General features: G+C 46.2%; 15 protein-coding genes. 12 read left to right on the plus strand and 3 right to left on the minus strand.

The annotated features are described in order from the left end of the window. The first annotated feature begins 212 nt into the window (after positions 1-212). A complete protein-coding gene (locus BLU87_RS02130) occupies positions 213-455 on the plus strand; it encodes a CDGSH iron-sulfur domain-containing protein (protein WP_245706331.1) in 243 nt (80 codons plus the stop codon). Positions 456-515: 60 nt separating this feature from the next. Here BLU87_RS02130 and BLU87_RS02135 read toward each other — a convergent pair whose 3' ends face one another. Next, positions 516-1,160 (minus strand): peroxiredoxin, encoded by a 645-nt coding sequence (locus tag BLU87_RS02135; RefSeq protein ID WP_092344282.1) that lies wholly within the window; start codon positions 1,158-1,160, stop codon positions 516-518. Positions 1,161-1,420: 260 nt separating this feature from the next. Between BLU87_RS02135 and BLU87_RS02140 the strand changes: the two genes are divergently transcribed. After that, positions 1,421-2,254, plus strand: coding sequence for an MYG1 family protein (locus BLU87_RS02140; protein WP_092344283.1), 834 nt, complete (start codon positions 1,421-1,423; stop codon positions 2,252-2,254). 4 nt (positions 2,255-2,258) lie between these two features. Here the strand turns inward: BLU87_RS02140 and BLU87_RS02145 are convergent, their stop codons facing one another. Both BLU87_RS02145 and BLU87_RS02150 read right to left on the minus strand, forming a co-directional pair. Then, positions 2,259-2,858, minus strand: a complete 600-nt coding sequence (locus BLU87_RS02145) for an NUDIX hydrolase (protein WP_092344284.1) — start codon at positions 2,856-2,858, stop codon at positions 2,259-2,261. 84 nt (positions 2,859-2,942) lie between these two features. Further along, the gene (locus tag BLU87_RS02150; protein WP_092344633.1) at positions 2,943-3,935 is read right to left on the minus strand and encodes an NAD(P)H-quinone oxidoreductase; all 993 of its coding nucleotides are present in this window, start codon (positions 3,933-3,935) and stop codon (positions 2,943-2,945) included. 345 nt (positions 3,936-4,280) lie between these two features. On the opposite strand from BLU87_RS02150, the gene BLU87_RS17070 reads away from it, so the two are divergent. From BLU87_RS17070 to gspK, 10 genes are all read left to right on the plus strand, one after another. Beyond that, the gene (locus BLU87_RS17070; protein ID WP_139167441.1) at positions 4,281-4,490 is read left to right on the plus strand and encodes a hypothetical protein; all 210 of its coding nucleotides are present in this window, start codon (positions 4,281-4,283) and stop codon (positions 4,488-4,490) included. A gap of 58 nt (positions 4,491-4,548) precedes the next feature. Next, entirely contained in the window at positions 4,549-5,709 is a 1,161-nt protein-coding gene (locus BLU87_RS02160) for a hypothetical protein (RefSeq protein WP_092344285.1), read from the plus strand. A gap of 192 nt (positions 5,710-5,901) precedes the next feature. Continuing rightward, positions 5,902-6,801 (plus strand): type II secretion system protein GspC, encoded by a 900-nt coding sequence (gene gspC / locus BLU87_RS02165; protein WP_092344286.1) that lies wholly within the window; start codon positions 5,902-5,904, stop codon positions 6,799-6,801. 9 nt (positions 6,802-6,810) lie between these two features. Continuing rightward, the gene (gene gspD, locus BLU87_RS02170; protein ID WP_092344287.1) at positions 6,811-8,808 is read left to right on the plus strand and encodes a type II secretion system secretin GspD; all 1,998 of its coding nucleotides are present in this window, start codon (positions 6,811-6,813) and stop codon (positions 8,806-8,808) included. A gap of 3 nt (positions 8,809-8,811) precedes the next feature. Next, complete coding sequence (gene gspE, locus BLU87_RS02175) at positions 8,812-10,512, plus strand: type II secretion system ATPase GspE (protein WP_092344288.1); 1,701 nt, start codon at positions 8,812-8,814, stop codon at positions 10,510-10,512. A gap of 3 nt (positions 10,513-10,515) precedes the next feature. Continuing rightward, the gene (gene gspF, locus BLU87_RS02180) at positions 10,516-11,724 is read left to right on the plus strand and encodes a type II secretion system inner membrane protein GspF (RefSeq protein WP_092344289.1); all 1,209 of its coding nucleotides are present in this window, start codon (positions 10,516-10,518) and stop codon (positions 11,722-11,724) included. 127 nt (positions 11,725-11,851) lie between these two features. Next, entirely contained in the window at positions 11,852-12,364 is a 513-nt protein-coding gene (locus BLU87_RS02185; RefSeq protein ID WP_139167443.1) for a type II secretion system protein, read from the plus strand. Further along, positions 12,339-12,731 (plus strand): type IV pilus modification PilV family protein, encoded by a 393-nt coding sequence (locus BLU87_RS02190; RefSeq protein WP_092344291.1) that lies wholly within the window; start codon positions 12,339-12,341, stop codon positions 12,729-12,731. The genes BLU87_RS02185 and BLU87_RS02190 overlap by 26 nt, the downstream gene beginning before the upstream one ends. Continuing rightward, on the plus strand, positions 12,728-13,315 hold the full coding sequence (locus tag BLU87_RS02195) for a prepilin-type N-terminal cleavage/methylation domain-containing protein (RefSeq protein ID WP_092344292.1): 588 nt from the start codon (positions 12,728-12,730) through the stop codon (positions 13,313-13,315). The genes BLU87_RS02190 and BLU87_RS02195 overlap by 4 nt, the downstream gene beginning before the upstream one ends. Continuing rightward, positions 13,315-14,262: a type II secretion system minor pseudopilin GspK gene (gspK, locus tag BLU87_RS02200; RefSeq protein WP_092344293.1), complete on the plus strand. Its 948-nt coding sequence runs from the start codon at positions 13,315-13,317 to the stop codon at positions 14,260-14,262. Before BLU87_RS02195 ends, gspK begins: the two co-directional genes overlap by 1 nt. Positions 14,263-14,264: the final 2 nt, after the last annotated feature.

Consider the following 14,264-nt stretch of genomic DNA (forward strand, 5'->3'; position numbering starts at 1 on the left):
AATTATAATGACTTGATTGTATTCTATGAAATAACTTGAAAGCTTGGATTGATGCAACGCTATAAAGGAAAACCTTGTTGGTTATTCAGTAAGTCATATCAAGTTTTCTGCAGAATAAATTAAAATAGTAATTTCAAGAAAATTGAACAATATATGTTATATGAACATACTATCAAGTTCTTTAGATGGTTTTATGATGCTTGGAGGCTTTTGTGAATAAAATAAATAATGATGCGGGGATGCCCATTGCTATAACTCTTGAGCCGGGAACTTACTACCGTTGTACCTGTGGCCAGTCCGAAAGTTTACCTTTTTGTGATGGCCACCATCTGGGAGGAGGGGAGAAACCGCTGCGGTTTGAAGTGAAAACCCGTAAGAAAGTTTATTTATGCAGTTGTGGCAAGAGCAAAAACCAACCCCATTGTGATGGCAGTTGTGGTGTTTCTCTTGCTTGATGTTGCCACTGCCGGTTGAAAAGGTCGGGCCCGGATGAAACCAATCCGGGCCCGACTTCGTTATTTTTCCAATGGTTTGTGACAGAACCACCAGTCATAACATTCGTATTGTTCTTTCCGTTTAGCGGCAGTTTTTTCATCGGTTGCCGGTGGAACAATAATCCGGTCGCCAATCAGATTGTTCTCTGGCCAGTTCGCAGGGACTGCACCCTGACTGTCTGATATTTGTAGGGCTTTAACCGCCCGTAACACTTCAGCAATATTCCGTCCGATCTCTTGTGGATAATAGAGAACCAGACGAACTTTCCCCAGTGGATCGCCAACAAATACAGCACGAACCGTATTGCTTCCCTTGCCAGGGTGAAGCATCCCTAATTTCAGGGCGATGGCATCATTGGCCGCAATAATAGGGAATTGGATTGTGACATTCAGTTCCTGCTTAATCCATTCGTTCCATTTAATGTGGGAAAAAACCTGGTCGACTGACATCCCGATCAAAGTGCAGTTGAGGGCTTTAAAGTCTTCATAGCGCTCTTGAAAAGCCACGAACTCCGTGGTGCAGACAGGGGTGAAGTCTGCGGGATGGCTGAAGAGGACGAACCATTTCCCTTTGAGATCACCAGGGATGACCATTGGACCTTGAGTTGTCTGCACTGATAGTTCCGGAAAGTCATCTCCAAGTAATGGCATGTTAAGTTGTTCCATGATTTTCTCCTTTTGAATGCTGTGAATAAAAGTGGGCTGCTAAATGCAATAGGATGTATATGGGAATAAAGATATGTCGATGTTTGCCTCTTGTCAAGAATAATTCTTAGGTAGGATGTAATATTTATTACTTGTATTGAACTGACTCACAAGTCGATTGTGATCATGAGAAACTGAAGTAGAGGTCAAAGGTGTGTTATATTTGTTGCTTGTGGTTAGAAACCTTTGTGTTGCAATTCATCACCATGAGGATCATGTGTATGTATAAAATTATTACTCACCCGGGAAGTGCCCATAAGGACGATTTCATGTCTGTCAGTCTTTTGCTTGCGACCCTTGGTTCAGCAGAAGTTTACCGACGCGAAGCGACTCCAGAGGATCTTGCAGATTTAGACACCTATGTTGTTGATGTTGGAATGGAGTATGACCCTGAAAAACATAACTTTGATCATCATCAGGATTCGTCTTCCCCCTGTGCCTTTCATCTGTTAATGCGATATCTCGGGTTTCATGATGCTGCTATGATCGTGTTCGGCTGGTATGGCCATATGAGCATGATGGATGTCCGTGGACCCTATCGAACCGCCCAATATCTTGGCATCGATACGAGCATCCTGTTCGCTGCTTCTTCACCGATTGATGGATATATTCTCTCCTGTTTTTCAAAGATAACCGTATTAACTCAACAGGATGCTTTTTATGGGCTCATGAAAGAATTTGGAGAAGATTTGATTGGGATGGTTGGACAGAAGATGGGGCGGTTGGAACAATTACAACGGGAAACAAAGATTCTGCCAGTGAAACATCTGAAGGCTCTTGTCAGCAGGATTGACGAAAACCCTAAGTTATCTATGGAACTTTATTTGCGCGATCTTGCCGATGATGATGTTGTCATAAGCATCACCCCATCGATTCGCGGAGCAGGGTGGGAATTGCTGCGTTTAGGAGACAATCTGCAGATTGATTTTCGTTCTGTAGCCACGCACCCGGAAATTCGGTTTGTGCATGCCAACGGGTTTATGGCTAAGACGAAAAGTTTGACCTCTCTGGATGTCGTGCTTGATATTGCTGCACAGGCGATCGCTGATTCTTAGGGACTCAGTCTTCAATCGAGAGCTTCTGTCCTGCATCGCCATATTGTTCAAAAAACCAGTAGAAAGCAAACATCAATGCTGGTGTTTTTGCCAGATCTTCATTGTACAGAAAATCTTTCGCTGCGGTGATGGGGATATACTCAAGCATAATCTGTTCGCTACGAACACCACCCCCGGCGTGGATCTTCATTGATTCATTGATGATAGCAAAATAGACGCTTTGCTTGCTGCCGGTGATGCCGACATTGGTGAAGAAGGAACTCACTTTTTTTATTGCGGACAATGGGACGTCGTAACCACACTCTTCATCAATTTCTTCTTTGGCAATCTGTTTTAACGATGATTTTTTATCCACAATCCCGGCGCAGAGTTCGTGAGTACAGGTATATTTCGTGTTGTTCATGTAAACCGGCGGGCGAAATTGCCGGACCAGTAGAAATGCTTGTTTTTCAGAGTGGTAGAGCAGCACAGAGACGCTGTCGTGACTCTCTACTGCCTCCCAGGTACGCTCCCCACCATTTTGGCAGTATTTTAGTTGTAGGGGTCTGACATAGGTATTTTGATGATAAGGTGCTATGGAAAAATTGGTGATTTCAAATGGCATTGACTTCTTCTTTCCGAGTCCAAGCGAAAGCGCCTCAGTTAAAAAATCAGAGGCGCTTGGGGTGCTCTTTTAGGGGTTGTGAAATCAGGAATCTGCAATTTTTAAGACAATCTTGCCAAAATGTTTGTCTTCTTCCATCATTTGATGCGCTGCGACCACATCTTGCAGTGGGAAAACCTTCTCAATCATCGGGACAATACTGCGATCGGCAAATTTGGGTAGCGCGCGTTGGGTAAACTCAGCGATAATCTCCCCTTTTTCGGCGACAGGACGGCTTCGCAAAACTGAACCAATAATTTGTTGCCGTTTAACCATCATTAATGCCAGATTCAACTCCGCTTTAATCCCACTGATAATGCCAATGATAATCAGCTTGCCTTGATATCCCAGAGACGCCATGTTTGGTTTTAGATACTTGGCGCCAACATGGTCAAGAATGACATCGGCCCCTTTTTTCTGGGTAAATTCTTTGACTAAGCTAGAAAAGTCGGGTGTTTCTGTGTAATCAATGACGAGGTCAACTCCGAGTTTCTTGACCCGCTCCAACTTGGTCGGACTGGCAGTGACGATTAATTTTGCGTTTGGAGTCAAGGCTTTTGCCAACTGGATGGCAGCAGTATTGACGCCGCCTCCGCCCCCATGAAAAATCGCTGTTTGGCCATCTTGCAGACCACCAATCATGAAAACATTGAGAAATGCTGTGATGTAGCTTTCATTGACGCAAGCCGCTTCTTCAAAGCTCATGCTCTCGGGGATGGGCATCATATGGATAGCGTACGCCACGGCGTATTCTGCGTATCCGCCCCCACCGACCAGTGCCATGACTCGATCACCAACTTGCCAGCCACTGACATCGCTGCCAATCGCAGCAATCGTTCCAGCAACTTCAAGACCAAGTATTGTCGAATCACCTGCTGGCGGCGGGTAGTTGCCGACTCTTTGCACCAGGTCGGGGCGATTGATACTTGTGGCGACAACTTTAATTAATACTTCGTCGGCCTTGGGTTGTGGGGTGTCAATCTCTCCAACTTTCATAACCTCAGGGGGACCAAAATCATCGATGAGAACGGCTTTCATTTTTGTTGTCGACTTCATTTGCATGTTATTCCTTTTTCGGTTAGTTTTAAGTGGTAGTTGAAAATATAGAACCTGATTTTGCTGATCATCTATAAATATGAATAACTTGCTTAGCCATGTTTTCAAAATCGTTTTTAAAGGCATGATAAGGATAGAAAATTTTGACACGATGTGCAAGAGGAGTTATTGAAATGGACGTTTCTCAACCACTTTTTTTAGGGGGATTGCTGTTGTTTAAAACGTGGATATTATAACCTTGTTATACTTAAAGTAATAAAAATTACTTTACTTGGTTCTCGGGCGGGGCGTATATTATGTCTATATATTAACTATATGGAGGATTCTATGAACTGTCCTTATTGTAACCATCATGACCATCTGGAGGTTGATCTCCACGCAGATGGTTTTAGCTCAAATCTTTTAGAGTGCACTGAATGTGGTGCCATGTTGGTAGATACTGGAAGTAAACTGGCAACTGTCCATGGACCGGATAAACAATCTGGGGTCGCGGGTAAACAATCAAAGGCTGATATAGCCCCAGCTGAAACATCTTAAAGCGCACAATCATGAAATTTGTTCGATTGTGTCTGGTGGGATTGAGTTAGATTAAATTATGTTCCAAATTGTTGAAAAAGACCTCCAGATCAAATTTCCCCTCATGAGGCATCTCCACGTCTTATCTTGTCAGGTCCCGAATAATCTGGAAAAGCGAAAATTTGTCTATCATCTTGCGGATCCTGAGGGGAACTGGAAAACCATCTGCTCTGTTCTTGACTTGGTTATCTCCGGTTCTGGCAATTTAAAGAAGATTAACTTTATATTCTTCCCTGAGTCTCTCCTCCCTCTTGCGCGTGTCCCTGAAATGCTGGATCGGCTTGACAACTTTCGTCCCAACACCATCTGTGTGATTGGCTTAGGGCCGATCACGCTCGGAGATTATAAAGGTTTATTGCAGCAATTTGCATCTGACAACCAGGAGGCCCTAGCTTCAGTGATCGAGGACCTGGATTCGGGTGCCATCGATACCCTTCCGGTGAACTGCTGTATGATTTCTGCCAAGGAGGATGACGGCACCCGGCGAGTTTTTTTTGAAGCTAAAAGTCATCCTTTTGTTGGTGAGGAGGCTCTTGACAGCGATCATTATCTCTATCGAGGGAAGGTTTTTCCCTTTTTCCGCTGTCAGCCCAGTTGTTACAATTTTATGGCTCTGATCTGTCTTGACTATGCTTACCGGGACATTTATCAGTCCAATATCAATGTTATTATCGAAAAAGCCAATCAACTCTTTTTTGATACTCGCCAGAAACTTAACCTCCTCGCTGTTATCGCTTGTAATCCAAAACCTGAGCACCATGCTTTTGGTGATGTTGCCAGGGGGTTCTATGGTGAGTACCTGGCACGTTCTCCTGGTATTGATGACACCGTTACCCTTTTTTGTAACTCATCTGAAGATACCGTCTGTCCCGATTGTGGTCCCCACACATGTTACGGCCACTCCTCCGTTCTGATCCATAAGAATCACAAGCTTCGACCGATTCGTATGGCCGAATATTTAATCGATGATTATGGTGGTCGTCCTCTAGGACGGCTCCGGTTTGGATCTACAACTCGTTTGCACTATTTTAGCCTGCCATTTTTTCATGAGCTCGATCCCCGATCCACGCGGACACCATTGAAAGTCCATGCGATCTTTCGGCCAGATAAGGACGGCTGGTATCGGATCAACAGGGATGAGCTGACAAGTAATCCTTTGGATTCTATAGATCAATCCTGAAAGCTGTTAGCAGCTCAAAGTCTATCTTTGTCCTATCGTTAATTATCCGCGTCATCCTCTTGCCTCTGCTGAAAGCCAAGGCAGATTCATTAGAAGATAAAAACAGGTAATAACATTTTGTTAAATTGTGTATAATTGAACGTCTTACTGCGCTAATTTTAACATGTTTTTATTACCTTCTCTCGATTCTAAATGGGTCTGGCTGCTGTGCAAATTGATCTGCAAAGATTATTGAATTATCTGCTCCTGCTACTGTCAGTTGTCGGCGGGATCATTTCTGGGATGCTGGTGACCCGTTTGCTTGACTTGTCGCTTGGCGGGGCAACGATGGCCCCCGTCAGTTCTGTCTCTCGGCAAGTGAGAGCGCCACAATTACAGGAAGATGATTTCCAGATTATCCTAGATAGAAATCTGTTTAATTCTGCTGCTACGGGAACGGCTGAAACGATGAGCCTCTCTTCGACAGTTATTGCGGCGGAGACAGATGAAGCTGCTGCTGGGGCTGTCACTGATTTGATCCTTATCGGGACCGTTGTCGCTGGGGATGAGTCTTTGGCGTTAATTCAATCCGGTCCAAAAGCAGCTATCTTTCAGCTCAATGCAGAACTGGCTCCGGGGCTGGTTGTCAGTCAGATTGGCCGTAAACTTGTCGTCCTGATGGATCATGGTGTCCCGCGCGAATTGCTGTTGAAGCCACGCAAAGGGGCCAAGGCTCAACTGGTTAAGAAAAGTGATAGTGTTGCGACGCAACAGGGGGTCGTTGCTCTGGATGGAAGCCGTTGGCAGGTTTCGAAAGCCGTGGCGAATAATGCTCGGGCTAATCTGAATTCATTACTACAAACCGCGCGAATGATTCCCGAAATTAATAATGGCAAAACGGTTGGTTTCAAACTGATAGCGATAGACAAGGGTTCTTTACTGGAACAAATTGGTCTGCGTGTTGGTGACCTGATTGTTGAGATTAATCAGGTCAAGTTGAACAGTCCTGAAAAAGCGTTACAGATTTTTCAACAAGTCCGGGAAGCGAACAATATATCTCTTGGGTTAGTACGCAATGGCAAGCCGGAAACTTTTGAGTATAGTTTTGAATAGGAGCTGAATGTGGTGATTCGACACGGCATAAAAGTTTTATTGCCTGTATGTATTTTTCTGTTATTGCTGATTTCTCAGCCCCTGGCAGCGCAACAGAAACAGGTTGCCGGAGAGCTTGAGGTGACGCTCGATTTTCAGAATGTCGAGTTGATTGACATGATTGGGACGATCAGCGAACTGACCGGTAAAAATTTTGTTTATGACGAATCGGTGCGTGGCAAAGTCAGCATCGTGTCGCCCCGACCTGTTTCAGTTGATGAGGCATATCGATTATTCAGTACTGTTCTGCGGGTTAAGGGTTTTACGATTGTCCCCTCTGGGGAAGTGAATAAGATTATTTCGATTCGTAGTGCTAAAGAAGAGAATCTGCCCATTAGTAACGGAAAAAATCTTGGGGAACAGTTCATTACCCGGATTATCGAACTAAAGAATCTTGATGCGACAGTGGTTGTTGATACGATTTTGCGGCCGCTAATGCCAAAGACCAGTCATGTTGTTGCCTATGAACCATCCAATACGATTGTTATGACTGACAGTGCAGCAAATATTAGGCGCCTAGCAAAAATACTGGCTGAACTTGATCGTTCTTGGGACGGGGATCGGATGGAAATTGTCCCGCTGAAATTTGCTGAAGCAGAAGAGATTGCTGAGATGGTGCAACAGATTCTTGAAAATAAAGCTCCAGCTAGCAGTTCATCACGAACTACAAAGACTGTAGGTAAGAAGATAGGCGGTGAAATCATGGCCTATGCACGTACGAATCGGTTGATGATTGTTGGCGATGACAATTTTATCGAACAAGCAAAAGCATTGATCGACAGGTTGGATGAGAAGACCGAAAGGAATGAATCCGGCATTCATGTTTACTATCTGGAGCATGCTGAAGCTGAAGGCTTGGCCCAAATTCTGAATCAGATTATAGCTGGTGCTCTGAAGAGCAATGTGCAGACAAATAGAGAGGGGAGCACTCCAAAGACCAGTGATAATGTGAGTGTTACGGCAGATAAGTCTACAAATGCGTTGATTGTTAATGCCAGTTCTAAGGCATATGATGGAATCAAAGAGTTGATCGGGAAATTGGATATTAAGCGTAAGCAGGTTTTTGTCGAAGCTTTGATTCTCGAAGTATCCATGGATGCTCTGCTTGATCTCGGGGTCTCTCTGGGCGGTGCTATTGAAACTGGGAGCGATGGCGTTCTTGCTGGTTCGACCAATTCAGATAGTGGCATTACATCTGGTGGTGGCTATAGTTCCAGTCTGCTTAGCACTGCAGTTGACGGCATCATGCTCGGTGGATTGTTCAACCCGATAACGACAACTATCAATGGTGAGAGTGTCACTGTTCCGGCCCTTTCGGCGTTGATCAATCTGTCTCAAACTGATTCTAACGTTAACGTTCTTTCCGCTCCGCGTCTGTTGACTTCGGATAATGAGGAAGCTGAAATTGTAGTCGGGCAGAACGTCCCGGTCATATCGTCTTCATCAGTCGATGACAATGGCGATACCTCTTATTCTATTGAGCGTCAGGATGCGGCACTCACTCTCAGATTCACTCCGCAGATTACCGAAGGCAATATGGTGCGTTTGGAGATCTATCAGGAAATCACTGCTGTTACTGAATCCGTTGGTGAACTCAGTGAAGTGGGACCGACTTTTACCAAGCGCTTGGTCCGTAATGCCATCATTGCTGAAGATGGTAAAACTGTCGTTCTGGGAGGGTTGTTTCAAAGTGATGTGACGAGGACTGAAACTAAAATCCCACTGTTGGGTGATATCCCCTTTTTAGGAAATCTATTCAAATCCAGTAGTGATTCGGAAGAGAAGACCAGTCTGCTGATTTTTATTACGCCACGGGTTGTGCGTAACAGCGAAGACCTCGAAAAGATAACCAGAGAGAATCGTGCTAATCTCGAAGTATTCAGGACGGAACTCGGTGTTGAAGAGCTATTTCCACCGTTGCAAGGTGGTCAGTTAAACGAGCAACCTGTCGAAGAGATAGAGGAATAATCCATGCGACCGCTGAAGTGGCGACAACTCGGAGATATCCTGATCAGGGACAAAGGCATCCCAGAGGATGTCGTGCGTCAAGCACTTCGAGAGCAGGAGTCGAGTGCCTTACGTTTGGGAGAGATCCTTAAGCAGAAAGGGGAAGCGACTGAGATTCTCCTCGCTGAAGCCTTGGCAACTCAAAGTGGGATGGAATATGTCGCCGAACCGAAAGTCAAAACCAGCGCTTTGCATTTATTGACCACGGTCCCCATCAGTTATGCCAAAGAGAACCTTGCTGTTCCCCTTGAAATTGATGGCCAGACGATTCGCTTGGCGGTGGCTGATCCGAGCAATAATCAAATTTTAAATGATCTCTCCGTTTTGACCGGCTGCCGTATCATCCCCTGTTTAGCAGAACCTGATAGATTGATCGAAGCGATTAATCAGGCTTATGAAACCCTCTCAGGAGGTGGTGACAGTTCCATCTCTGATATTGGTGAGGAAGATATAGAACTCGATGGTGCTGAGATTGAAGACCTCCTGGACACCAGTGATGAGGCGCCAATTATCCGTTTCGTCAATGGTCTGTTGACGCAGGCATATCGCCGACGGGCCAGTGATATCCACATAGAACCATTTGAAACTGAAGTTGTTATCCGTTATCGGGTTGATGGTTTGCTCTATGAAGTGCAACGTCCACCGCATCGTGCTCTGGCAAATATCATCTCCCGTTTGAAGATTATGGCGAACCTTGATATTGCGGAAAAAAGGCTTCCACAAGATGGCCGATTTTCGGTGCGGATTGCAGGAAAACAGGCGGATATCAGAGTTTCAACTCTGCCTACGGCGTATGGTGAGCGGGTCGTACTGCGGTTGCTGGATAAAAGTACCGGAGTGTTAGGGCTCGGAGATATTGGTGTCGATGCCGAGATGTTACCGCAGATCAAAGCGATGGTGCAGAAAAATCACGGTATTTTTCTGGTCACAGGGCCGACAGGAGCGGGGAAAACAACAACCCTCTATTCGGCATTATCTGCGATTAATTCCCATGAACAAAATATTATCACCATTGAAGATCCCATTGAGTATCAGCTTCCAGGTGTTGGACAGATCCAGGTCAATTCGAAAATAAACCTCACCTTTGCTCAGGGATTACGCTCAATTTTACGACAAGATCCTGATGTGATTATGGTGGGGGAAATCCGCGATAGTGAAACCGCTAAGATTGCTGTCCAGGCGGCACTGACAGGTCATTTGGTGTTCTCCACCCTGCATACAAATGATTCGGCAGGGGCACTGGCCCGTTTGGTTGAAATGGGGGTGGAGCCGTTTTTAGCGGCTTCGGCTCTGATTGGAGTCTTGGCACAACGATTGGTGAGAACGATCTGTCCCCATTGCCGCGTCAGTTATCAACCGGATGAGAAGCTTCTTACTGAGCTGTTTGATCAAGCCGATATCCCCAAGCAAGCGACTTTCTATCGTGGGCGAGGATGCAGCCATTGTATGCAAGTCGGTTATTTAGGGCGTACTGGGTTGTATGAGCTTCTGGAAGTCACAGACCCCATTCGTCATCTGGTGACAGATAATGCCGATGCTTCATCAATTCGACAACAGGCTTTGAAGATGGGGATGCGTCCACTGCGCCAGGCGGGGTTGGCTAAAGTTTTGTCGGGGGAAACGACAGTGGAAGAAGTGCTGCGGGTGACTCAGGAGGAGGTTTAACCGTTGGCTCTTTATGAATACAGTGCTTTTGATGCCCAAGGTAAGAAAAAACGGGGCGTAATTGAGGCTCTGAGTCAGACGGCTGCCAGTCGTAAACTTCGTGGCCAAGGTTTGTTCCCGACGAGATTGGCAACAGCCAGAAATACGGGGGGAACGCACCAACGGACATTCTTACGGCAAGTCAGCGCCGTTCAACTAGGCGTTGCCACGCGTCAACTGGCAACGATGCTCACCGCAGGGATGCCACTTGATGAAGCTCTGGAAATGGTCGCAGGGCAGCAAACCAAGGGGACTCTTGGCTCTGTATTGACCCGGGTGCGTGATGATATTTTACAAGGGAGCGCATTATATGCCGCTATGCAAGCGCACCCGAAAGTTTTTCAACCGCTTTACACCAATATGGTTCAAGTCGGGGAAGCCAGTGGAACCCTGGATAAGGTGTTGCTGCAACTGGCCGAGTTCACAGATGAACAAGCCCGCTTCAATGCTCAGTTTAAAGCGGCATTAACCTATCCGCTATTGATGTTCCTGGTTGGCAGTGGAGTGTTGTTGTTTCTGATGACCTTCGTTGTTCCTAAAATTACCCGAATGCTTGAAGATATGGAGCAGGCGTTACCGCTGCCAACCCTCTTCCTTATGTCTTTCAGCCATTTTCTGGCCACATATTGGTGGCTGATTTTAATTATTGTGGTTGTCGTTATTTTGGTTGCCCGCAGATTTTCATTAACGGACCGTGGGCGGTTGTGGTTTGATCAGCAGAGGTTCCGGCTGCCGTTGGTGGGGCCGCTTGCTTTAAATATTGCGACCGCGAGGTTTGCTAAAACCACTGCCACCTTGTTGCACAGTGGGGTTCCATTGTTGACGGCTCTAGAGATTGTTCAGAATCTGCTTGGCAACAACTATCTGATGCAAGCTCTTGAGGTTGTCCGGGAGAAGGTGACGGAGGGAGCCGGCCTTTCGGAACCGTTATCTGAAGCTGAAGTCTTTCCCGTTATGTTGCCACAGATGGCCGCTGTTGGAGAACGCAGTGGTGAGTTAGAGGAGATGCTGTATAAGGTTGCAGAGATCTATGAACATCAGGTGAAAACGCGAATGACTGGTTTGATGGCATTGTTGGAGCCGTTGATGATTTTACTGATGGGGTCCGTTGTCGGTTTTATCGTTCTGGCCATTTTATTACCGATATTTCAAGCTAGTCAGGGGATGGGGTAGTCTTTAAGGGGCAGGCCGAAAGAAGGGGTAGTGAGTCATAATGATCTTGAATTGAAGAGGTTATGTGGGCGCTGATCTCACCCTTCCAGACTCGAGTGTGAAACAGATGGTGAAGGTGAAACCCTCTATGTCGCAAACAGGAACCTTGACCAGCCGTGGTGGATTTACCCTGGTTGAGCTATTAGTCGTTATTGTGATTCTGTCGCTGATCAGTTTCATCAGTGTGCCGCTGCTGTCAAATAACAGTGAAAGGGATGAAAAGTTAGTCGTACGGCGAATTGCCGGCACTGTGAAGCAGCTTTATAACGAAGCAACTTTAACGCGTGATGAGCATTTGCTGACGTTTCATTTCGCCCGTAACAGCCTGCTGGCATATCGTCTGCGATCCAGCGATGGAGTGATTGAAAAAGAACCGTTTGGAAGAGAAGTCAAGCTGTCGCCGCTATATATCAGACAAGTGAGCATCGAAGGGGAAGGAAATTTTAATTCCGGTGAGGTCACTATTCGGATTTTCCCCCTCGGCTGGATGGAACCAACTCAGCTTGTTTTGGGTAGGGAGAGTGAGGGTGAACTGGTGCTGACGTTTTCACCTTTGACAGGGGCCATAACGATTGATGATGAACAAACAGCTGAGCAATAAAGGGTTTTCTCTTCTTGAGGTGATGATTGCTTTGGCTATTGTCGCTATTGCTCTAGTGTCGCTGCTGGGGTTGACAAATCGCTCTATTCTGGTTCAGGACAAGATTCAGAAGCTGACACAGGCGACCATGCTAGCGCAGCAGTTGATGAGTGATCAGGAGTTGAATACATCTGGGTTGCAATCAAACTGGGAATTGCAAGAGGGTGAATTTACTGACTCTTTTGCAGGCTTCCGTTGGCAAATCAGTTATCAGGATACATTGATCAGTCAGGTAAAGCAGGTCACAGTGATTGTTATCTGGGGTGATCCCGCAAAGAATGAACAGGTTCAGTTGGTCTCGTTCCTCCCCGTAGGGGTATCGGGATGAAGAGCGTGACTCGTGGGTTTACCTTAGTTGAAGTGTTAGTGGCGATTTTTATTGGTTCTCTGGTTCTGACTAGTGTCTACGGGGTTTTTGGTTCTGTCAGCAAAGCACGAAACCGTTTGGAACTCGAAGGAGAGCTCTACCACCAGGCACGTATTTTTTTCGATCGAATTGGCGGTGAACTGGGCAGTTTGAGGATCTCCCCGCTTGGGACCGAGGCTGTTTTGAGCTCCGGGCTAACCGCTGCCGGTGATTTTTATCTGGAGTTCAATACGGAACTGGTTTCGCCATTACTGCAGAAATATGGAGGAATTTCCAGAGTCCGTTATGAAGTTCTGCAGCAAGAGGAGTCTTTTCAACTGTTGCGCAGTGAAAAAGTTTTGCTTGTGGATATGGCAGCGTCAGAACCACTCCTTTTTATCGCCGCGGTCAACAGTTTTCAAGTCCGTTTTTATTCTCGGGGAGATTGGTCTGAAAGCTGGTCAAATTCGACGCCGCCACAACTGGTTGAGATATCTCTGGAATTGCAAGCAGATGGACAGGTAATACCGTTTCGTAGCAGTTTTGTCCTGTCCGGGGGGCGTTGATGGAGCGGGCGCGCAATCAAAACGGTATGGCCTTGTTGCTGGTGCTGGTCATCGTCGCATTACTGAGCGCGATGGTGATTGAGTTTTCTTTTTCAACCTTAGTTGATTTGCGGTCGACAGAAATATTCCGTGATCGGACTAAAGCCGTTTATTTGGCGCGAGGGGGGATAGAGGCGGCGCGGACAATTCTCCAGGAAGATGATAACGACTTTGACCATCCTGCAGAGTTTTGGGGAAATCCTCTCGCCAATATTCCTGCAGGTGATGGGGATGTCAGCATCACGATAACGGACCTGACAGGGCGCTTGAATATTAACTTTGTTGCCGATAAGAGAGGCAATCCGTTACCCGGTTACCACCGATTCGTCGCATTGTGTGAAGATGTTCTGCTGTTGGACTCGGAGCAAGCTGAAGAGCTGGCCGATTCACTGGTTTATTGGTTCAACGCGGATAAAACCAAAACAACGCCGGATGATAGTTATTATGCTAACCTCCATCCTCCTTACCAGAGGCGGGGGGATAAGTTGACCATTATCGATGAATTGATGTTGGTTAAGGGGTTTGATCTACAACGTTTTGAGACAATCAAGCCGTATATCCGTGTTGTTGGTGGCGAACCGATCAATCTGAATACGGCCCCAGCAGCCGTTTTGTATGCTTGGCAATTTTCTGCTGCAGAGGGGAATGTCGAAGTTATTTTTGATCAGAAAGATATTGCTGCTCTGGTTGATTATCGTCAGCAGTCTGTTTACCAGACATTGTCCGATCTGGCTCTGGCAGAAGGGATTGGCGAACGCTGGTCTTCTGCATGGATGTTAAATTCCGTCACCGTGTCAGGGACGGTCTATCAAGTATTTAGTCAGGGCCGAGTCAATGAAGGGACACGCCAAGCGTCCGCTGTTATTGATAAACAAACGAACGAACTTTTGAGTCTCAAGGTGGAATAATC

The sequence above is a fragment of the Desulfuromusa kysingii genome (assembly GCF_900107645.1).
GTDB lineage: Bacteria > Desulfobacterota > Desulfuromonadia > Desulfuromonadales > Geopsychrobacteraceae > Desulfuromusa > Desulfuromusa kysingii.